Raw genomic sequence first — 20,772 nt, 5'->3', positions numbered from 1 at the left:
ACGGGGGGGGATGCGCGGGCCCCGGAGAAGGGGGGTTTCTCCGGGGCCCGCGCGGCAGGTGCGCCCTACGCCTCCTGCCGCGCCAGGGCCGCGGGCAGGTTCCCGGTGTGCAGGACGCCCAGGCGCTGGGTGGCTCGGGTCAGGGCGACGTAGAGGTCGCTGGTGCCGTACTCGGCCGGTTCGACCACCAGCACCGAGTCGAACTCCAGGCCCTTGGACTGGCGGGGGTCGAGGAGGACGACCGGCCGGGTCAGGTCCGGTTCGGCGCCGGCGGTGACGCCGTCCAGGCGGGCGGCGATCGCGCGGTGCAGCCGGCGGGGCGCGATGACCGCCAGCCTCCCTTCGACGGGGGCGAGTTCGGCGGCGGCCTTGGCCACCGCGCCGGGCAGGTCGTCGTCCTCCCGCCGCACGCGGGGCCGTACCCCGGTGGAGCGCACCGAGCTGGGCGGCCGGAAGTCCGGGTGCTCGGCGCGGACCACGGCCGCGGCGAGGTCCATGATCTCGGACGGGGTGCGGTAGTTGACGCCGAGGCGCGTGTGCTCGTACCGGTCCCCGACATACGGCGCGAGGATCTCGGCCCAGGAGCCGACCCCGGCCGCCTCCGCGGTCTGCGCGGGGTCGCCGACCAAGGTCATGGAGCGGGTCGGGCAGCGCCGCATCAGCAGCCGCCACGCCATCGGCGACAGCTCCTGCGCCTCGTCCACGATGATGTGCCCGAACGCCCAGGTCCGGTCGGCCGCCGCCCGCTCCGCCGCGCTGCGGTGGTCCGCCTCCTCCTGCCGCTCGGCGAACCGCTCGGCGTCGATGATGTCGTGCGCGGACAGCACCTCGGAGGCGTCCGGGTCGCCGTCCTCCTTGTCCTCGAACTCGTACGTCCGCGACGCGTACGACACGTCCAGCACGCCCTGCGCGTACGCGATCTGCGTCTCGCGTTCGCGATCGGCGCGCAGCCGGGCCGACCGGTCGTCCTCGCCGAGGAGTTCGGCGGCCTCGTCCAGGAGCGGCACGTCGGCGACGGTCCAGGCGCGGGTCACCGGGCGGCGGATCGCGGCGGCGTCCGCGTCGCTCAGGTACCCCTCGGGCTCGGCCAGGAAGTCGGCGACCAGCCGCTGCGGGGTGATCCGGGGCCACAACTGGTCGATCGCGGACCAGACTTCGGGGTTCTCGGCCAGCTCGTCGCGGATCTGGGTGATGTCGGAGGCGTCGAGCAGACTGCTCCCGTCATAGGGGTCGGTGCCGACCCGCTCCGCGTACAGCTCGGTGAGCGTGTTGAGGATGTGGCCCTCGAAGTACTCGCGGGCCGCGTTGTGCGGCAGCTTCGCGGCGCGGGTGCGTTCGCGGGCGACGCCCACCAGGCCGTCGTCCAGCATCAGCACCTCGCGGTCGTGCTCGATCACGAGGACCGGATCGGGCAGCGCCTGCCGGTCGCGGACCACCTCCGCGAGCACGTCCGCCATGTCGGCGCGCCCCTTGACCGCGGCCGCCTCGGGGGTGTCGGTGGCCGTCGCCTTCACGCCGGGGAACAGCTCGCCGACGGTGGCCAGCAGGACGCCGGTCTCGCCGAGGGAGGGCAGCACCTCGCCGATGTAGCCGAGGAAGGCCGGGTTGGGGCCGACGATCAGCACGGCACGGCGGGCCAGCAGCTCCCGGTGCTCGTACAGGAGGTACGCCGCCCGGTGCAGGGCCACCGCGGTCTTGCCGGTGCCGGGGCCGCCCTCCACGACCAGCACGCCCTGGTGCGGCGCCCGGATGATCCGGTCCTGGTCGGCCTGGATGGTGCGCACGATGTCGCCCATCCGGCCGGTGCGCGCCGAGTTCAGCGCGGCCAGCAGCACGGCGTCGCCGTTGTGGTCCTCGTGCCCGGTGCGGGTGGCGTCGCCGAGGTCCAGGATCTCGTCGTGCAGCCGGGTGACGGTACGGCCCTCGGTGGCGATGTGCCGGCGCCGCCGCAGCCCCATCGGGGTGTGCCCGGTGGCCAGGTAGAACGGCCGGGCGACAGCGGCGCGCCAGTCGATCAGCACCGGCGTGCGCTCGGTGTCGTCCGCGCGCAGCCCGATCCGGCCGATGTGGTGGGTCGTACCGCTCGCGAGATCGATCCGCCCGAAGCAGAGCGAGCCGTCGACGGCGTTCAGCGCGGCGAGCAGCCCCGACCGCTCCGCGACCAGGATGTCCCGCTCCAGCCGGGCCTGCATGGGCTTGTCACCCTGCCCGAGCGCGTCCCCGACCGCGGCCTCGGCGTCACCGCGCAGCACGTCGACGCGCGCGTACAGTCCGTCGATGAATTCCTGCTCGCGGCGCAATTCATCGTCTGGAAATTCGGCGTTTGACAATTCCACTCCCGCCCGGATATACTGTGCCCACAAAGCTTTTCGTGACCGCATGAACATGAAGTCGCGAACCATTGAATATACCCGCAGAAATCCCCCGGACGCAATTGTCCGGGGGATTTCTCGTGCGCGCGACGACTCCGGCACGACCCGACCCGGCGGGACCCGCCCCGCGAGCGCCGACCGCGACGACGAGGTCGAAAACGAGCCGTCTCCGGGCGGCCGATACTTCTGGAACCGCCGCCCGTCGACACGGAATCAACACAGTAGACACACAGAATCCCCATGGTCAGGCCACTATCGGGGCATCGACCCAGGACCCTGACCAGCGCGAACATATTCCAGCCAACACACTGCGGCCAGTGGATAACGCTCTGTACTGCGCGATCCGTGTATGCGTAAGGTATCGCCGCGCCTTACCGGATCTTGACCAATCCGTGGTTGCACGCACATCGCTCGATGACCGAGGGAACACCGTCGTCCGCGGAAAGCGGGGCTCTGCTCGCACGCGGACCGGCTGCTGCTGTTGTGCGGCGGACTCCCGGTCCGACCGTTCGACAGTGAAGAGGGGGGACGCTCCTTTGCGCTCCAGACCTTGGTTCCGCCTGCCCGGATTGCGAAGACCGGCAAAGCTGACCGCGGGCATGTCGTCCGTCGCCGCGCTGGCCGTCGTGGCCGGCATCGCCGTACAGCCGGGTCTGGCCCGGCTGGCCGCCGAGCCGGCGGCCGACTCCTACCCCTGGTACCAGGACACCGCCGCCGAGCAGCTGCGGCAGGACCAGTGCCTGATGACCGACGTGCTGCGGCTCGGCGGGCCGTCGATGGCCGCGACCGCGCAGGACGGCCTCAATCAGCGCCCCGACAAGCTACACATCCTCGCCGATCGCAAGAAGTGGGAGCAGACGCCACTGGCCGTCGCCTACCAGAACGACCGGGACGCGGCGGGCAAGCAGCTGGACGATCTCGACGCGCTGCGGGCCGGCTGGCAGAAGCCCCTCGACGGCCTGACCACCCCGGCCGGATTCACCGAAACGGATTTCCACTGGCCGCCCAGCGGTGACCAGAGCTTCTACAACCAGACCGGTCTGAGCAAGTGGGTCGCGGACCGGTTCTGGCAGAGCGACGACGACTTCTACGAGGACGAGACCCCCAAGGCCGGCGGCACGACCCTCAAGGCCGTCGACAACCTCGGCAACGCCCTCTACGGCAAGGATCCGGACACGTCCGGGATGACCCCGCGGGAGCAGGACCGGGCGTGGGCCGAGCATGACGCGTTCCAGTGGATGCACGGCGTTCCGGGCGCCAACGCGGGTGCCGACGACGCTCGGGTCTTCCTGTCCTCCGGCGGATTCCCGCATACGGCTCCGCAGCCGGGGACGCCGGAGTACCGCATCGCGGTGGAGGACGTGAAGTCCCGCTTCGCGGCCTGCGGTTGGCGGGACCCGCTCGACCCGGACGGTGTGCTGGGCGATGTCTCCTCCACCGCCGCGGACGAGTGGCAGCAGGAGGTCTCCTCGCAGGCCGCCCAGCGCAACCGGATCCTGGACGCGGACAAGTCCGCGGTCGACGCCCTATCCCAGGGCGCGAAGGCGCTGAGCGAGATGCTCGGGCACTCCTGGGTCGCGGACCATCTCACGCGCTGGCAGGACTACTGGTCGCCGGGCGGCATTGGCTGGATCGGCGACGGCTCCCTGGTCATGCAGGTGCAGGCGGCCGACGGCAAGTGCCTGGACGTCCAGGGCGGTGCGACGGCCAACGGCACCCCGGTGCAGATCTACACCTGCAACGGCAGTACCGCCCAGCAGTGGAAGTTCTGGGGCTCCTACGACGGCGGCTACGCCCTGTACAACACCAAGGCACAGAAGTGCCTCGACGTGAAAAGCGCCGCCGACGCCAACGGCACGAAGATCCAGGTGTGGACGTGCAACGGCACCGCGGCCCAGCAGTGGCAGCTCGACGTCCGCGCCGCCGGCGAGCTGCGCAACGCCGCCACCGACAAGTGCCTGGACCTGCACACGTTCACCAACGGCAACGACAGCCAGCTGTACACGTGCAACGGCACCGACGCGCAGAAGATCCGTGTGGTGGCACAGTCGCACGACGGCACCGACAAGCCGTCGTACCCGGACAAGGCGCAGTTCACCAAGGCGACGGCCGGTGTCACCGCGGCCCGCAACGGTGCCGGTGCGAAACTGGCCGTGCTCAAGGGGCAGTTGGTCGCCGCGAGGCACGCCGACGGCATCTCGGATGCCGCCCTTCAGACCGCGTACGGCATCGCCGACGACGAGGGCGCGCCGCGCGGCCGGGGTCTGCTGGTGGGGCAGCAGAAGGCGCAGGTGACCCGAGGCGTGGTGGCCGCGCTCCAGGCGATGGAGAAGGCCGGTGAGACGGCCCAGGCCGCCACCCGTGCCGCGGCCGGGGACAGCGCAACCATCGCACAGCGCGCGCTGGCGCAGGCCGCGCAGGTCAAGGCGGAGTTCCGCAAGGAGGCCGCCAAGGCAGCCGAGGAGCAGGCCAAGGCGGCCGCGGACGCGGCGAAGGTGCACCGTGACAACGCCAAGGCGGACAAGGAGACCGCGGAGGCCAGGCTCGGTGACGCGCTGAAGGCCGAGGGGGACGCGAAGGCGGCCGCCGCGGACGCCCACGCCAAGCGGCTGGCCGCGGAGGCCGAGGAGAAGACCGCCAAGGCGGAGAAGGAGACGGCCGCCGTCAAACGGGCCGACGCCGCCCAGTACAGACAGGCTGCCGAGGCGCAGGCGACCAAGGCCGGGGCAGCCAAGGACAAGGCGGACGCCGCCGAGAAGACCGCTCAGGGCAAGCGCGACGACGCGGTCAAGGCCAGTGACCATGCCAGGGCCATGCGCGACGACGCCTGGGACGCGGAGCAGAAGGCCGACGCGGCCCGCGCCAAGGCCGACGCCAAGGACGCCTACGCCGACTCCCTCGACTCCGGGGACGCAGCCGACGCGGCCCGCTCCGCGGCCGACGACGCGGACAAGGCCGCGACCGAAGCCGAGACGGCGGCGGCGAAGGCCCGCGCGGACGCGGACGCGGCCACTCAGGCGGCGGCCGACGCCGACGCCGCGGCGACCCGTGCGGAGGCGGCCGCCAAACGGGCCCGCTCTGACGCGGACGGCGCCCAGGCGGACAAGCTGAACGCGGACGCGGCGGTCCGCACCGCCACCAGCGCGGTCGCGGACGCCATCGCGGCCTCCCAGGACGCCGCCGCCGAGGCGAAGACCGCCGTCGAACTTGCCGACGAGGCCGAACAACACGCCAAGGACGCCAAGAACCAGGCCGACCAGGCGAACGCCGAGGCGGGCAAGGCACTCGCGGCCTCGGCGAAAGCCGCCGGGTTCGCGCACGTCACCGCGCAGGCGGCCGTCGACGCCGGCAAGGCTGCAGGGCAAGTCGCCGCCCCGGCCAACGACGCCATCCAGCTCGGCTCGCCTTACGTCGACACCGACTCGGCGGCCGGCCTGGTGGTCCTGACCGGCCAGGCGTCCAAGTCCATCGCCGACCAGCAGCGGGCCGTCGCCGACGCACACGCCAGGAACGCCGCCGCCGAGGCGGACGCGGCCGAGAACCTCGCCGAGCAGGCCAAGGGCGACGCCAGGGAGGCCTACCAGCACGCGGCCGGCGCCGCCAAGTACGCGGCCGACGCCCGCACCTACGCCAAGGAGGCCCTCGGCTACGCGGCCGACGCCGCCACGGCCGCATCGGCCGCGACCGCGTCCCTGACCCGCACCATCGCCTACGACAAACAGGCCGCCGACGACGCCGCGGCCGCCGACAAGGCAGCCGGCAGCGCCGAGGGCTACGCCAAGGACGCCCGCGCCTCCGCCGACGCCGCCGAACTCGACGCCGCCGCCCGTTCCGCCGCCGACCAGGCCGAACAGGACGCCAAGGACGCCCGCGCGGCCGCCGACCGTGCCGACACCGCCGCAACCGAGGCCGAACAGGCCGCCAAGGACGCCGACAAGTACGCCAGGGACGCCCAGGACGCGGCCGACCGCACCGAACGGGAGCAGGCCAACAAGGAAGCGACACAGGGCTCCGGTACCGGCATTCCCGGTGTGTTCGTCGTTCCGGACGAGTCCACCGTCGAGATCGTCAGCTCCCAGCAGATCGGGGAGTGTCCCCCGATGCCGCAAGCGGCCATGACGGGCTGCGACGCCGCGTACAACCTGGTCGTCAACTACGAGGCCGACTTCTATCTGTGCACCGACGACGCGGCACAGGCCACAGCCGACGGCTGCCCGAAGCCGGCGTGGCAGTTCCTCCAGCGGTCGACACTGAAGAACGTCAAGATCGAGAACTGGCAGCACCACTTCTCCGGCAAGGACATCGTCCGCGCCGGATGGCAGAGCCTTTTCGGCGACGTGGCCGGGGCGGTTCTGTTCTCGTTCTTCGCCGACGACATGATGGACTGCCTCCACGGCAGCGCCGGCGGTTGCGCCTGGACCTACGCCACCTACTTCCCTCTGGGAGGCGCGCTCAACGACATCGCCAAGGCGGTCAAGGCACTCGACGCCGCCGCCAGGACCGGCATCGACTTCGACGACGCCTACAAGGCACTGCGCAGCCTGGACGGTCTGTCGCCGCTGGCAAAAGAAGGAATCGGCGCCAAGGTCCTCAGGCAACTGTACGAGACGTGTACGAAGCGCAGCAGAGCCGCGTTGGCACTCTCCGCGAACAATGCGTGCGAAGGCATGATTCCGTACGCCAGTTCGGAACTGGCCGTGGTCGCGTACAAGTTTCGGGTGGCCAGCGGACTCAGGTACAAGTTCGGCCGGAACATCGCGGTTGCAAGGGTTCCGGGTTGGGCCGCGGCTACCGGCGCGAAGGACGATTTCGTCGTCTTCGCAAATATCCCCAAGGGACTCCACTCGGAGGAATTGATCATACAGAAGCTGGAGGAAAAGGGATTCAACAGGAACCAGATCTCGGAACTCTACAGCGAACGCAGCCCCTGCGAGAACAAGTGCTCTCCGCTCCTGCAAGGCATTCCGGTGACCTATTCGACCCCGGATGGACCCGGAGCGTACTATATGTTGGAGCACTTGCTCGACACGTTCGAGCGTGGGCATTTCGCCCGCTACGGTCAGCTGCCCGAGTCTGAGTGACGCGGAAAGAGAGGGCGCTGGAAAGGCTTCCGGCGCTCCTCTTGCGTATGGACATACAACGCGATGACTGCCGGCGAGGAAGCCAGGAGATACCCCGTTGAAGCACAGAGGTCCCGAGAACCGGTCCGAGGCAGAGGCGCACGGCCATCCGTCCCCCTCGGAGGAGGACATCCCCGCCGGGAATGAGCTCGCAGACCGAGTCTGCCGGGAACTGCACCGCGCCGGTATTCCCGCGTACGTCATGCGCCCGGAAGTGACCAGACAGCCCGGCGCACGGGTGGAAGTCGACGACAGCCAGGATGATCACGCCGGCGGCCTCTACATTCGCTGGAGTGCACCGAATCTGGCAGAGGCCGGGATAAGGGCGGTGACAGAACGACAGGACCCGGCGGCGCCAGAATGGAGACACCATGCCGAGGTCGTTCTCCTCATGCAGAGGGCATTGATCGGCATCCTGCGGTTGGCCGGCTTCTCCGCCGTTCCGGCCGAGGATGTCGACGACATCGCCAGGGGCGATGTGTACGTCCACGACTGAGACGGCCGCAACGGAACCCGCACACGGCGTCGCCCTCCCTCCCACGACCGGTGGGAGGGAGGGCGACGCCGCACGGTGGCCTCAGACCAGCACCCCCGCCGACTCCTCCACCTCCAGCAGGGACGCGCTGTGGCGTTCCTCGTCGAATTTGCGGCGGCCGCCGCGCAGGCCGAAGAGGCGTTTGGCGAAGGCGATGTAGAGGACGGCGAGGATGTTGAGGGCGAGGGTGGCGATCTTGAGGTAGCTGACCTTCTCGGTCAGCTCGTAGATCTCCAGCGGGAGGAACGCGGCCGTGGCGACGACCGTGAGGTACTCCGCCCAGCGCTTGGCGCGCCACAGGCCGACCGCCTCCACCAGCTCGATCAGCGCGTAGGCGAGGAGCAGTCCGGCGACGAGGAGCAGCGTGGAGTGCTTGTAGCCGAACGCCTTCTGGATGGAGCCGACCACGGGTGAGTGGTCGAGGTCGTAGTGGAAGTGCCGGAAGACCGGCCGCAGCACGGCCAGGTACTCGTTGAACAGCCGCCGCACCGCGTCCTGGCTGTTGCTGAACTTCCACACGGCCACCGCGACCAGCACTATGAACACCCCGCGCACGGCCCGCTCGACGGCGAGGAAGCGCAGGATGAACAGGTCTCGCAGCACCTTGCCCCGCGGCACCAGCGGCGCGTTCCGCGCCGGTCCCGACCCGTGGGGTTCGCCGAGCACGAAGTCCCCGCAGCGCAGGCAGCGCCAGGCGTCCCCGAGCCCGGTCTGTGCGTGCAGCCGTACCCGCAGTCGCGGATCGTCGGGCGCGTAGGTCACGTGCCCCTTGCGCGCGCAGGTCCGCCGGTCCCAGTCGATCTTCATATCCCCCGTGCCTCCATGACGGTACAGACGCCACGCACGAGCGTGCCGTTCCGGTGATCCGGAACGGCACGCTAATGGATGCCGGCGGGAAAGCGTCAGCCGGCGGTGGTCCGCGCCAGTTCCTTCTCCGTTTCCTTCACCTCTTCGGTCGTCGCGCGGCGCGGCAGCAGGAACGCGACCAGGACCGTGCCGATGCCGAGGACGACCGCGCCGACCAGGCTGGTGTGGGCCACGGCGGAGGAGAAGGAGGAGCCCACGGCGTCGGCCATCTGGCGGGCGCCGGCGGCCAGCTCGGCGGCCTGCTGCTTGAGCGCGGCGGCCTGCTGGGGGCTGCTCGCGTGCGCGGCCCCGGCGGCGGCCTGCTGGGCCTTGTCGGCGATGCCCTGCGCGACGGCGTAACCGGCGCCGACCGAGTCCTTGGCGGTGTCCAGGGCGCTCGGCGGGAGCTTGCTGCCGGCGGTCGCGTCGGTGAGGTGGTTGCCGTACGACGTGGCGAGCAGCGAGCCGAGGATGGCGATGCCGAGGGAGCCGCCGAGTTCCAGCGAGGTGTCGTTGACCGCGCCGCCGACGCCGAGTTCGGACTCGGGGAAGGCACCCATGATCGCGTCGGTGCAGGGCGAGAGGGCGAGGCCGATGGCGAGGCCGAGGATGATCAGCGGGGCCAGGAAGTCGCCGTACGTCGAGCCCGCGTCCACTCGGGTGAGCAGACCCAGCGCCACCGTGCCGAGGACCATGCCCGCGCTGACGGTCCACTTCATGCCCAGGCGCGGGGTGAGCCAGCCGGTGAGGGCCGAGCCGACGAACACGGCGCCGGCCAGCGGCAGCATCCGTACACCGGTCTCCAGGGCGTCGTAGCCCAGGACGAACTGGAGGTGCTGGGTGAGGAAGTAGAACGCGCCGAAGACGGCCAGGAAGAACAGGGCGACGGCCAGGTTGGAGCCGGCGAAGCGGCGGTGCGCGAACCGGCGGACGTCCAGGATCGGGCGCGGGTGGCGCAGCTCCCACAGGACGAAGGCGATCAGGCCGACGCCCGCGATCACGGCGGCGGCGACGGCCTTGCCGCTCCAGCCGAAGTGCGGGCCCTGGATGATCATGTAGACCAGCGAGCCGGTCCAGATCACGGACAGCAGGCCGCCGACGTAGTCGATGCGGTCGTGGTGGCCGGCCTTGGACGGCGGGACCAGGACGAAGGCGGCGACGAGCGCGACCAGCGCGATCGGCACGTTGATGAGGAAGGTCGAGGACCAGCCGTGGTCGCGCAGCAGCGCGCCGGCGACCACCGGTCCGGCGGCGATGGCGAGGCCCGCCGTCGCCGTCCACAGCACGATCGCCTTGGCCCGCTCGGCCCGCGGGAAGGTCGCCGCGAGCAGCGACAGCGTGGCCGGCATGATCAGCGCCGCGCCGACGCCCATCACCGCGCGCGCCGCGATCACGGTCGCCGCGCTGTCCGCGAGGTAGCCGAAGACCGCGCCGCCGCCGAAGACCAGCAGGCCGAGCACGAGCGCCCCGCGCCGGCTGTACTTGTCGCCGATCGCGCCGAGCAGCAGCATCAGGGCCGCGTAGGGCACGGTGTAGCCGTCGATCACCCACTGGAGGTCGGCGCTGGAGAGCCCGAGGTCCTTCGTCATGTCGGGCGCCGCGACCGTGAGGGCGGTGTTGGCCATCACGATGATCAGCAGACTCAGGCAGAGCACCAGCAGTGCCCACCAGCGCCGGGCGTACGGGCGCTCCATCTTCTCGACCGGTTCGGTCATGACGAGTCGCATGGCAGGGGTTTGCCTTCCTCAGGTTCGCGATGGAATTTGCACAGCACCGTGCAATTGCACAACAATGTGCAATGTACGCCGTTGCACAGCACTGTGCAAGTCGGGTGAGGGAGTGCAGAATGGCCTTCATGACCACGGGTAACCCCAGCCGCGCGGACGCCAACCGCCGCCGCATCCTCGACGTCGCCCTCGCCGAGCTGCTGCGCGACCCGGACGCCTCGATGGATCAGATCGCGCGCGCCGCCGGGGTCGTACGACGGACCGTGTACGGTCACTTCCCCAGCCGGGAGGCGCTGATCAGCACCCTCACCGACGAGGCGGTGCAGGCGCTCGCGGACGTGGACGCGGCGGTGCGTACGGGGATCACGGACCCGGCGGAGGCCCTCGCCCGGTCGGTGCTCGGGCTCTGGGCGACCGCAGACCGCTACCGGCTGCTGATCGCCCTCGCGCAGCGCACGGTCACCGTGCAGGGCATCCGCGAACGCCTCGCCCCGGTGCGCGCGGCCAAGATCCGGGTGCTCCAACAGGGCCTGGACGAGGGCGTGTTCAGCTCACCGCTACCGGCGCCCGCGCTCGCCTATGTGCACGAGCAGTCCCTCTTCGCGGTCATGGAGGCGGTCAACGACGGGCTGCTGGCGGCACAGGAGGCGGGCCGCGCCGCCGCGGTCACCGTGCTGACCTCGGCGGGCGTACCCGCCTCGCTGGCCACCGCCCTGGTGGCCAAGGTGAGTTCGGACCTGTAGGGCGCGCGCGGGGCGCACACGCGGTCCGGGAGCGGCGCGGACAGGCGGTCCCGAACAGCCGGATGCCCGGACCCGGTTCAGGCGGGGCCGGGCATCCGGAGCAGGCGGCCGGGCGCTAGGCCCTGGCCAGCTTCTCCTCGCGGGGCTCGGGGGTCCCGGTCACGGTACCCGCCGTGGCGTCCATCACCGTCTCGTCGAACGGCAGGTCTCCCGAGAGCACCCGCGACACCCGCGCCCGGTCGATCTCCTTGGTCCAGGTGCCCACGAGCACCGTGGCGATCGCGTTGCCCGCGAAGTTCGTCAGCGCCCGCGCCTCGCTCATGAACCGGTCGATGCCGACGATCAGGCCGACGCCGTCCACCAGAGCGGGCTTGTGCGACTGGAGGCCGCCGGCCAGGGTGGCGAGACCCGCGCCGCTGACGCCGGCCGCGCCCTTCGAGGCCAGCAGCAGGAACAGCAGCAGCGGGATCTGCTCGCCGACCGACATCGGCGTGCCCAGCGCGTCCGCGATGTAGAGCGAGGCCATGGTCATGTAGATCATCGTGCCGTCGAGGTTGAAGGAGTACCCGGTCGGCACGGTGATGCCGACGACCGGCTTGCTGACGCCGAGGTGCTCCATCTTCGCGATCAGGCGCGGCAGCGCGGACTCGGAGGAGGAGGTGGACAGGATCAGCAGGAACTCGCGGGCGAGGTAGCGGCACAGGGAGAAGACGTTCACCCCGGCGGCGATCCGCAGCACCGCGCCGAGCACCACGAAGACGAACAGCGCGCAGGTGACGTAGAAGCCGAGCATCAGCACGGCGAGACTCTTCAGCGCGTCCAGCCCGGCCGAGCCGGTGACGGCGGCGATCGCGCCGAACGCGCCGACCGGGGCGGCCCACATGACCATGGACAGGATGCGGAAGACGAGCCGCTGGACGTGCTCGACGCCGCGCAGCACCGGCTGCCCAGCCGCCCCCATGGCCTGGAGGGCGAACCCGGCGAGCAGCGCGACCAGCAGCGTCTGGAGGACCTGGCCCTCGGTGAAGGCGGAGACGAAGGTCTGCGGGATGATCGACAGGACGAAGTCCACGGGCGGCAGCGCGTCGCTGCTGACCTGGGCGTGTCCGGTCTGCTTGAGGGCGTGGGTCAGATGGAGCCCGGCACCGGGGTGCAGCACATTGCCGACGACGAGCCCGATGGCGAGGGCCACCAGCGACATCACCAGGAAGTAGCCGAGGGCGATGCCGCCGACGGCGCCCACCTTGGCCGCCTTGCGCACCGATCCGATGCCGAGCACGATCGTGCAGAAGATGATCGGCGAGATCATCATCTTGATCAGGTTGACGAACCCGGTGCCCAGCGGCTGGAGCCGGACGGCGGCATCCGGCCAGATCAGCCCGACGGCGATGCCGAGCGCGACGGCCACGATGACGGCGATGTACAGGTAATGGGTCCGGTCCCGCCGGGCTCGGGGTGCGGCGGGTGCCGTCTCGGGAGTGGTGGCGGCCACGACTGCCCTCCTTGACGTCTTCGTCGACGTCGTCGTCGGTCCACGACCGGCGTGCGGCTCACGTCCGGGTGGTGCTGGGGAACGCGGCGACTATCTCCCGTCCTGTGAGGGCGGTCACGCTTGCGTTCATTTAGTTCACGCCACGACCGGGGGCACACTGGCTGGCATGCGCTTTCCGTCCCTGACCCGTCCGCGCAGCCTGGCGGGCCAGTTGTTCGCCATGCAGGCGGTGCTGATAGCAGTGGTCGTGGCCGGATACGCGCTGTTCGCCTACGTCAGCGACCGGCGGCAGGCGCGGGACGCGGCCGCCCGGCAGACCACCGCGGTGGCCCGCTCGGTCGCCGACTCCCCCGCGGTCCGCGACGCGATCCGCACCCCGGACCCGACCGCGCGCCTCGAGCCGTACGCCCTGGAGGTCACCCGGCACACCAACGTCGACTTCGTCACGATCATGAGCCCGGACGGCATCCGCTGGACCCACCCGGACCCCCGGCAGATCGGCAAACGCTTCCTCGGCACCACCGCCCCCGCCCGCCGCGGCCGCACCTTCACCGAGACCTACACCGGCACCCTCGGCCCCTCCGTGCGGGCGGTGACCCCGGTGACGGACGGCGGCCGGATCATCGGCCTGGTCAGCGCCGGCATCACCGTGGACCGGATCAGCGAGCGGCTCCAGGACCAGGTCACGGCGCTGCTCGGGGTGGCCGGCGGGGCGTTGCTGCTGGGCGCGGTGGGCACGTACGTCGTCAACGCCCGGCTGCGCCGGCACACCCACAACATGAACGCCGCCGAACTGAGCCGGATGCACGACTACCACCAGGCCGCGCTGCACGCGGTCCGCGAGGGTCTGCTGATGCTGGACGGGCAGTACCGGGTGGCGCTGATCAACGACGGCGGCCGGGAACTGCTCGGGTTCGGCCCGCGGGACGAGGTGGTGGGCCGGTCGGTGGCCGGACTGGGCCTGCCGGCGCCGCTGACGGGTGCGCTGCTCTCCTCGCGGCCCCGCGTGGACGAGGTGCATCCGACCGCCTCCCGCGTCCTGGTGGTCAACACCTCCCCGGTCTCGGGCGGCGAGCGCAGGGGCACCGTCGTCACCTTGCGCGACATCACCGAACTCCAGTCCCTGATGGGCGAGTTGGACACCGAGCGCGGCTTCAGCCAGGCGCTGCGCTCGCAGGCGCACGAGGCGGCGAACCGGCTGCACACCGTGGTCTCGCTGATCGAACTGGGCCGGTCCGAGGAGGCGGTGGAGTTCGCCACCGCCGAACTGGAGCTGGCGCAGGCGCTGACCGACCAGGTGGTGGCGGCGGTGGCCGAACCCGTCCTCGCCGCGCTGCTGCTGGGCAAGACCGCGCAGGCCAACGAGCGGGGCGTGGAGCTGGTGGTGTCGCCGGACAGCCGCCTGGACGACGGGCTGCTGGCCGGCGGTCCGCCCGCGCGGGACCTGGTGACCGTGCTCGGCAACCTGATCGACAACGCGGTGGACGCGGCGCAGGGCAGCACGCCGGCGCGGGTGACCGTGTCGGCGTACGCCTCGGCGGCCGGACTGGTGCTGCGCGTCGCGGACACCGGCCCCGGTGTCGACCCCGGCCACGCCGACCTGCTGTTCCAGCGCGGCTTCACGACCAAGCCGGCCGGACCCGGCGGACGGGGGCTCGGGCTCGCGCTCGTACGGCAGGCGGTGACCCGGCACGAGGGCACGCTGACGGTCACGGACGCGGCCCCCGGCGGCGCGGTGTTCGAGGTACGGCTGCCGCTGCGCCCGGCGCCGGTGCCGGCCGAGGGCGGTGCCGCGTGACGGAGGCCATCAGAGTGCTCGTGGTGGAGGACGACCCGGTCGCCGCCGACGCGCACGAGCTGTACGTGGGCCGGGTACCGGGCTTCGTCCCGGTCGCCAAGGCCCGCACCGGCGCCGAGGCGCGGCGCGTCCTGGACCGCACCGGGGTCGATCTGCTCCTGCTCGATCTGCATCTGCCCGATGTGCACGGGCTCCAGTTCGCCCGCTCGCTGCGCGCCTCGGGCCATCACGCGGATGTGATCGCGGTGACCTCGGCGCGGGATCTGGCGGTGGTGCGCGAGGGGGTCTCGCTGGGGGTGGTGCAGTACGTGCTCAAGCCCTTCACCTTCGCCACGCTGCGCGACCGGCTGGTGCGCTACGCCGAGTTCCGCGCCGCGGCGGGCGAGGCGAGCGGACAGGACGAGGTGGACCGGGCGCTCGCGGCGCTCCGGGCGCCCGCGCCCGCGGCGCTGCCCAAGGGGCTCAGCGGGCCGACGCTCCAGCGGGTGACCGGGGCGCTGCGCGAGGCGCCCGACGGGCTCACCGCGGCCGGCGCCGCCGAGGCCGTCGGCATCTCGCGGATCACCGGGCGCCGCTACCTGGAACACCTGGTGGCCACCGGCCGGGCCGCGCGCAGCCCGCTGTACGGCCAGGTGGGGCGGCCGGAGCTGGTGTACCGCTGGGTGCCGGGGCCGCAGTGAGCCCGGTGTGATCACCGGCGCCCTATCGCTGCGTAGAGCAGGATCACGCGGTCGAGTAATCGGCCCTGTGCGTTCGGACAATCCGTGATCCTGTCGGAACGGACCGTATCCCCCGCGGCCCGCCGGGCCTACCTTGTGCGGGGTGCGCCCACCCTCCTCGCCTCCGCCCCCGTTCGACGCCCCCGCCGCCCGCCGGCTGCGCGGCGCGCTCGGCATGGGTCCCGAGCATGTCGCCCACACCCTGCGCTCCGCGTACGGGCTGCCCCATGTCACCCCCGGCCATGTGCTCGCCTGGGAGCGCGGCACCGCCGTCCCGGACCACACCGAACTCGCCGCGCTCGCCGGCACCTTGTGGTGCGACCCCGGCGAACTCCTCGGCCGCCCCGGCACCCTGCGCGAACACCGCATCGCCCGCGGCGTCGCACCGCAGGACGTCGCCCGCGCCGTCGGCGTGGACCTTCCGGAGTATCTGCGGATGGAGGAGGACGGCACCTGGCGCGGCACCGAGCGCCAACTCGGCGACCTCGTCCGGGTGCTGCGCCTCGAGCCGCCGGACGTGGTGGCCGTCACGGGTCGTACGGAGCGGCTCGCCGAGCTGCTGCGCGGGGCCGTGACCACCCGCTGGCAGGCCTATGTACGGCAGGTCGGGGAGCTGGTGGCCGTGGCGCGCCCCGACCTGGAGGAGGCGCTGCGCCGGCTGCACCGGGACTACCAGGGCCGGATGACCGCCACCCTCGGCTGGGGCGGCGGGGGTTCGGCCGGGGCCGCCGGGGAGGAGTTCCTGGAGCGGATCGTGGACCACTTCTGGGCGGCCGCGCGGCGGGAGCCGTAGGACTCCCGCCACGGCCTCCCGCCGCGACCCGGCCCCGGAGTCCGGCGGCCTAGAAGACCGACTCCGCCTCGTCCATGCGGTCCTTCGGGACCGTCTTCAGTTCGGTCACCGCCTCCGCGAGCGGGACCATCCGGATGTCGGTGCCGCGCAGGGCGGTCATCCGGCCGAACTCACCGCGGTGGGCGGCCTCCACGGCGTGCCAGCCGAAGCGGGTGGCGAGCACGCGGTCGTAGGCGGTGGGCACGCCGCCGCGCTGGACGTGGCCGAGGATGACCGGCTTGGCCTCCTTGCCGAGGCGGCGCTCCAGCTCGTAGGCGAGGGCGGTGCCGATGCCCTGGAAGCGCTCGTGGCCGTACTGGTCGATCGCACCCTTGCCGTAGTCCATGGTGCCCTCGGCCGGGTGCGCGCCCTCGGCGACGCAGATCACGGCGAACTTCTTGCCGCGCGCGAAGCGCTCCTCGACCATCTTGACCAGGTCAGCGGGGTCGAAGGGCCGCTCGGGCAGGCAGATGCCGTGGGCGCCGGCGGCCATACCGGACTCCAGGGCGATCCAGCCCGCGTGCCGGCCCATGACCTCGACCACCATCACCCGCTGGTGGGACTCGGCGGTGGTCTTGAGGCGGTCCATCGCCTCGGTGGCGACGCCCACCGCGGTGTCGAAGCCGAAGGTGCGGTCCGTCGAGGAGATGTCGTTGTCGATCGTCTTGGGCACGCCGACGACCGGGAGGCCCGCGTCGGAGAGCATCCGGGCGGCCGTCAGGGTGCCCTCGCCGCCGATCGGGATCAGCGCGTCGATGCCGAACTCCTCGACCATGTCGGTGGCCCGCTCGCAGGCCTCCCGCAGCCGGTCCCGCTCCAGCCGGGAGGAGCCGAGGATGGTGCCGCCGAGGGCGAGGATGCCGCTGACCGCGTCCAGGTCGAGGGCGCGGTAGTGGCGGTCGAGCAGGCCCCGGTAGCCGTCCTCGAATCCGATGACCTCGTCGTCGTACTGCGTCACCGCGCGGTGCACGACCGAACGGATCACGGCGTTCAGGCCGGGGCAGTCGCCGCCTGCGGTGAGAACTCCGATGCGCATCGTGCTGTGTCTCCTGCTCGCTGTCTCGTCCGTGCGTGAGCCTGCACCGATTCTTTCACGTCCGCCGGGGAGCCCTGGGATCCTGACGGGCGCCTTATCCCGATTGAGGGGTACTGTCAAGAGGGTTCCGCTCACCCTGGTGGGCGATTTTTATGCCGACCCTTTGACGACGATCTTTCGACGGCGAGCGACATCAGAAACGGAGTGGACACGTGACGCGCAGCGTGTACCTGACCGGCATCGACCGCGGCGACGGCCGCCAGGTCGTGGAGCTGGGGGTCATGGAACTCCTGACCCGGCAGGTCGACCGGGTGGGCGTCTTCCGCCCGCTCGTGCACGACGGCCCCGACCGGCTGTTCGAGCTGCTGCGGGCGCGCTACCGCCTCTCCCAGGACCCGGCGACCGTGATCGGCATGGACTACCGGGAGGCGTCCGCGATCCAGGCCGAGCGGGGCACCGACGAACTGGTCTCCGCCCTCGTGGACCGCTTCCACCTGCTGGCCCGCGACTACGACGTCGTCCTCGTCCTCGGCACCGACTTCGCCGCCACCCAGCTCCCCGACGAGCTGGCCCTCAACGCCCGGCTGGCCAACGAGTTCGGCGCCGCCGTGCTGCCGGTCGTCGGCGGCCGCGGCCAGCACGCCGACTCGGTGCGCGCGGAGGTCCGCAACGCCTACCGCGCCTACCACGGCCTGGGCTGCGACGTCCTTGCCATGATCGCCAACCGGGTCGCCCGCGAGGACCGCGCCGAGATCGCCGAGCGCCTGGCCTCCCGGCTGCCGGTGCCCTGCTACGTGCTGCCCGACGAGCCCGCCCTGTCCGCGCCGACCATCGCGCAGATCGCCCAGGCCCTGGACGCGCGGGTGCTGCTAGGCGACGACTCCGGGCTCGCCCGCGACGCCCTCGGCTTCGTCTTCGGCGGCGCCATGCTGCCGAACCTGCTGACCGCCCTGACGCCGGGCTGCGTGGTGATCACTCCGGGCGACCGCGCGGACCTGGTGGTCGGCGCGCTGGCCGCGCACAGCGCCGGCACCCCGCCGATCGCCGGCATGCTGCTCACCCTGGACGAGGTGCCGAGCCAGGAGATCCTCACCCTGGCCGCCCGGCTCGCACCGGGCACCCCTGTCCTCTCGGTGCGCGGCAACAGCTTCCCCACCGCCGAGCGGCTGTTCTCGCTGGAGGGCCGGATGACGGCGGCCACCCCGCGCAAGGCGGAGACCGCGCTCGGCCTGTTCGAGCGCCATGTGGACACCGCCGAGCTGGCGCGCCGGATCTCCGCGCCGAGCGGCGACCGCGTCACCCCGATGATGTTCGAGCACACGCTGCTGGAGCGGGCCCGCGCCGACCGGCGCCGGGTGGTGCTCCCGGAGGGCACCGAGGAGCGGGTGCTGCACGCGGCCGAGGTGCTGCTGCGCCGGGGCGTGTGCGACCTGACCCTGCTCGGGCCCGCCGACCAGATCCGCAAGAAGGCCGCGGACCTGGGCATCGACCTCGGCGACACCCAGCTGATCGACCCGGCCACCTCCGGGCTGCGCGACGGCTTCGCCGAGAAGTACGCGGCCCTGCGCGCCCACAAGGGCGTCACGGTGGAGCTGGCGTACGACGTGGTCACGGACGTGAACTACTTCGGCACCCTGATGGTCGAGGAGGGCCTCGCCGACGGCATGGTCTCCGGCTCGGTGCACTCCACGGCGGCCACCATCCGCCCGGCCTTCGAGATCATCAAGACCCGTTCGGAGGCGGCGATCGTCTCCTCGGTGTTCTTCATGTGCCTGGCCGACAAGGTGCTGGTCTACGGCGACTGCGCGGTCAACCCCGACCCGGACGCCGAGCAGCTCGCCGACATCGCCATCCAGTCGGCCGGTACGGCGGCCCGGTTCGGGGTGGAGCCGCGGATCGCGATGCTGTCGTACTCCACCGGCACCTCCGGCACCGGCGCCGACGTCGACAAGGTGCGCGCGGCCACCGAGCTGGTGCGCGCCCGGCGGCCGGACCTGAAGATCGAGGGGCCGATCCAGTACGACGCCGCCGTGGAGCCCACCGTCGCCGCGACCAAGCTGCCGGGCTCCGAGGTCGCCGGGCAGGCCACCGTGCTGATCTTCCCGGACCTCAACACCGGCAACAACACCTACAAGGCCGTGCAGCGCTCGGCCGGCGCGATCGCCGTCGGCCCGGTCCTCCAGGGACTGAACAAGCCGGTCAACGACCTGTCCCGCGGCGCCCTGGTGCCGGACATCGTGACCACCGTCGCCATCACCGCCATCCAGGCCCAGACCTCCGCAGACCGAGCAGAAAGCGTGCCCGTACCGTGACCGCGACCCGTGTCCTCGTCCTCAACTCCGGTTCCTCCTCGCTGAAGTACCAGCTGCTCGACATGCGGGACGCGAGCCGGCTCGCCCTCGGCCTGGTGGAGCGGATCGGCGAGCAGACCTCCCGGCTCAAGCACACCTGCGCGAGCAGCGGCGAGACCCGCGAGCAGAACGGCCCGATCGCCGACCACGACGCCGCGCTCAAAGCGGTCGCGGGCGAGCTGGCCCGCGACGGCATCGGCCTCGACTCGCCGGACCTGCTGGCGATCGGGCACCGGGTGGTGCACGGCGGGATGTTCTTCACCGAGCCCACCGTCGTGGACGACGGCGTGATCACCGAGATCGAACGGCTGATCCCGGTCGCCCCGCTGCACAACCCGGCCAACCTCACCGGCATCCGCACCGCCCGAGCGCTGCGCCCCGACCTGCCGCAGGTCGCCGTGTTCGACACCGCCTTCCACACCACCATGCCGGAGTCGGCGGCGCGCTACGCCATCGACCCGAAGATCGCCGACCGGTACCGGGTGCGCCGCTACGGCTTCCACGGCACCTCGCACGCCTATGTGTCCCGCGAGACGGCCCGGCTGCTCGGCAAGGACCCCGCCGAGGTCGACGTGATCGTGCTGCACCTGGGCAACGGCGCCTCCGCTTCGGCGGTGGCGGGGGGCCGGTGCGTGGACACCTCCATGGGGCTCACGCCTTTGGAGGGGCTGGTGATGGGTACGCGATCCGGTGATCTGGATCCCGCCGTCATCTTCCATTTGGCGCGGGTTGGCGGAATGTCCATGGACGAGATCGACACTCTTCTCAACAAGAGGAGCGGCTTGTTCGGTCTGTGCGGGGACAACGACATGCGGGAGATCCGCCGCCGGATCGAGGAGGGCGACGAGGAAGCCGCCCTCGCCTTCGACATTTACATTCACCGGCTCAAGAAGTACATCGGCGCCTATTTCGCCGTCCTCGGGAAGGTGGACGCGATCGCGTTCACCGCCGGGGTCGGGGAGAACGCGGCGCCCGTGCGCGAGGCGGCGATCGCGGGCCTGGAGGGGCTGGGCGCGGCGGTCGACCCGGAGCTGAACCGCGTACGCAGCGACGCGGCGCGGCTGATTTCGCCCGCGTCCGCACGGGTGGCCGTGGCCGTGGTGCCGACGGATGAAGAACTGGAGATCGCGACGCAGACCTACGCACTGGTCGGAAAGAGCAATTGAGAGCACCTGAGCAGACCGCCTCTCATTTGTATCTT

Annotated in this window: 13 protein-coding genes; 8 read left to right on the top strand and 5 right to left on the bottom strand. The window is 71.6% G+C overall.

Translation table 11 applies throughout. The features are described from left to right. Positions 1–65: 65 nt before the first annotated feature. Positions 66–2,300, bottom strand: a complete 2,235-nt coding sequence (locus tag ACZ7EC_RS22875) for a HelD family protein (RefSeq protein ID WP_471065144.1) — start codon at positions 2,298–2,300, stop codon at positions 66–68. A gap of 671 nt (positions 2,301–2,971) precedes the next feature. On the opposite strand from ACZ7EC_RS22875, the gene ACZ7EC_RS22870 reads away from it, so the two are divergent. Beyond that, the gene (locus ACZ7EC_RS22870; protein WP_471065143.1) at positions 2,972–7,453 is read left to right on the top strand and encodes an RICIN domain-containing protein; all 4,482 of its coding nucleotides are present in this window, start codon (positions 2,972–2,974) and stop codon (positions 7,451–7,453) included. A 253-nt stretch (positions 7,454–7,706) separates the two neighbouring features. Then, the gene (locus tag ACZ7EC_RS22865) at positions 7,707–7,988 is read left to right on the top strand and encodes a hypothetical protein (RefSeq protein ID WP_471065142.1); all 282 of its coding nucleotides are present in this window, start codon (positions 7,707–7,709) and stop codon (positions 7,986–7,988) included. Between the two features lie 81 nt (positions 7,989–8,069). Here ACZ7EC_RS22865 and ACZ7EC_RS22860 read toward each other — a convergent pair whose 3' ends face one another. Together ACZ7EC_RS22860 and ACZ7EC_RS22855 are read right to left on the bottom strand one after the other, a co-directional pair. Continuing rightward, positions 8,070–8,834, bottom strand: a complete 765-nt coding sequence (locus ACZ7EC_RS22860; RefSeq protein WP_471065140.1) for a DUF2127 domain-containing protein — start codon at positions 8,832–8,834, stop codon at positions 8,070–8,072. Between the two features lie 95 nt (positions 8,835–8,929). Beyond that, positions 8,930–10,600: an MFS transporter gene (locus ACZ7EC_RS22855; RefSeq protein ID WP_471065138.1), complete on the bottom strand. Its 1,671-nt coding sequence runs from the start codon at positions 10,598–10,600 to the stop codon at positions 8,930–8,932. A 119-nt stretch (positions 10,601–10,719) separates the two neighbouring features. Between ACZ7EC_RS22855 and ACZ7EC_RS22850 the strand changes: the two genes are divergently transcribed. Next, positions 10,720–11,343: a TetR/AcrR family transcriptional regulator gene (locus tag ACZ7EC_RS22850; RefSeq protein ID WP_471065136.1), complete on the top strand. Its 624-nt coding sequence runs from the start codon at positions 10,720–10,722 to the stop codon at positions 11,341–11,343. 115 nt (positions 11,344–11,458) lie between these two features. Here ACZ7EC_RS22850 and ACZ7EC_RS22845 read toward each other — a convergent pair whose 3' ends face one another. Beyond that, entirely contained in the window at positions 11,459–12,835 is a 1,377-nt protein-coding gene (locus tag ACZ7EC_RS22845) for a cation:dicarboxylate symporter family transporter (protein WP_471065134.1), read from the bottom strand. A 166-nt stretch (positions 12,836–13,001) separates the two neighbouring features. On the opposite strand from ACZ7EC_RS22845, the gene ACZ7EC_RS22840 reads away from it, so the two are divergent. The 3 genes from ACZ7EC_RS22840 to ACZ7EC_RS22830 all read left to right on the top strand — a co-directional run bounded on the left by ACZ7EC_RS22840 (position 13,002) and on the right by ACZ7EC_RS22830 (position 16,145). After that, complete coding sequence (locus ACZ7EC_RS22840) at positions 13,002–14,633, top strand: sensor histidine kinase (protein ID WP_471065132.1); 1,632 nt, start codon at positions 13,002–13,004, stop codon at positions 14,631–14,633. Beyond that, positions 14,630–15,313 carry a response regulator gene (locus ACZ7EC_RS22835; protein ID WP_471065131.1) on the top strand — a complete coding sequence of 228 codons (684 nt, stop codon included), beginning with the start codon at positions 14,630–14,632 and terminating at the stop codon, positions 15,311–15,313. Before ACZ7EC_RS22840 ends, ACZ7EC_RS22835 begins: the two co-directional genes overlap by 4 nt. Positions 15,314–15,455: 142 nt before the next feature. Then, positions 15,456–16,145 (top strand): helix-turn-helix domain-containing protein, encoded by a 690-nt coding sequence (locus ACZ7EC_RS22830; protein ID WP_471065129.1) that lies wholly within the window; start codon positions 15,456–15,458, stop codon positions 16,143–16,145. A gap of 49 nt (positions 16,146–16,194) precedes the next feature. On the opposite strand, the gene ACZ7EC_RS22825 is transcribed toward ACZ7EC_RS22830, so the two are convergent. Beyond that, complete coding sequence (locus ACZ7EC_RS22825) at positions 16,195–17,220, bottom strand: ATP-dependent 6-phosphofructokinase (protein ID WP_471065128.1); 1,026 nt, start codon at positions 17,218–17,220, stop codon at positions 16,195–16,197. Between the two features lie 212 nt (positions 17,221–17,432). Here ACZ7EC_RS22825 and pta point away from each other — a divergent pair, with 212 nt between their 5' ends. Both pta and ACZ7EC_RS22815 read left to right on the top strand, forming a co-directional pair. Then, positions 17,433–19,532: a phosphate acetyltransferase gene (gene pta / locus ACZ7EC_RS22820; protein WP_471065126.1), complete on the top strand. Its 2,100-nt coding sequence runs from the start codon at positions 17,433–17,435 to the stop codon at positions 19,530–19,532. After that, positions 19,529–20,737 (top strand): acetate kinase, encoded by a 1,209-nt coding sequence (locus ACZ7EC_RS22815; RefSeq protein ID WP_471065124.1) that lies wholly within the window; start codon positions 19,529–19,531, stop codon positions 20,735–20,737. Before pta ends, ACZ7EC_RS22815 begins: the two co-directional genes overlap by 4 nt. Positions 20,738–20,772: the final 35 nt, after the last annotated feature.

This window comes from Streptomyces sp. NPDC037203 (genome assembly GCF_055605065.1).
The sequence above is the reverse complement of the archived record's forward strand: the minus strand, read 5'-3'. Positions and strand labels throughout refer to the sequence as shown.

Excerpts from the sequence above, each read along its gene's own strand:
- ACZ7EC_RS22825 (WP_471065128.1), bottom strand. The coding sequence starts at position 17,220 with ATGCGCATCGGAGTTCTCACCGCAGGCGGCGACTGCCCCGGCCTGAAC.
- ACZ7EC_RS22860 (WP_471065140.1), bottom strand. The coding sequence starts at position 8,834 with ATGAAGATCGACTGGGACCGGCGGACCTGCGCGCGCAAGGGGCACGTG.
- ACZ7EC_RS22855 (WP_471065138.1), bottom strand. The coding sequence starts at position 10,600 with ATGCGACTCGTCATGACCGAACCGGTCGAGAAGATGGAGCGCCCGTAC.
- ACZ7EC_RS22850 (WP_471065136.1), top strand. The coding sequence starts at position 10,720 with ATGGCCTTCATGACCACGGGTAACCCCAGCCGCGCGGACGCCAACCGC.
- ACZ7EC_RS22870 (WP_471065143.1), top strand. The coding sequence starts at position 2,972 with ATGTCGTCCGTCGCCGCGCTGGCCGTCGTGGCCGGCATCGCCGTACAG.
- ACZ7EC_RS22840 (WP_471065132.1), top strand. The coding sequence starts at position 13,002 with ATGCGCTTTCCGTCCCTGACCCGTCCGCGCAGCCTGGCGGGCCAGTTG.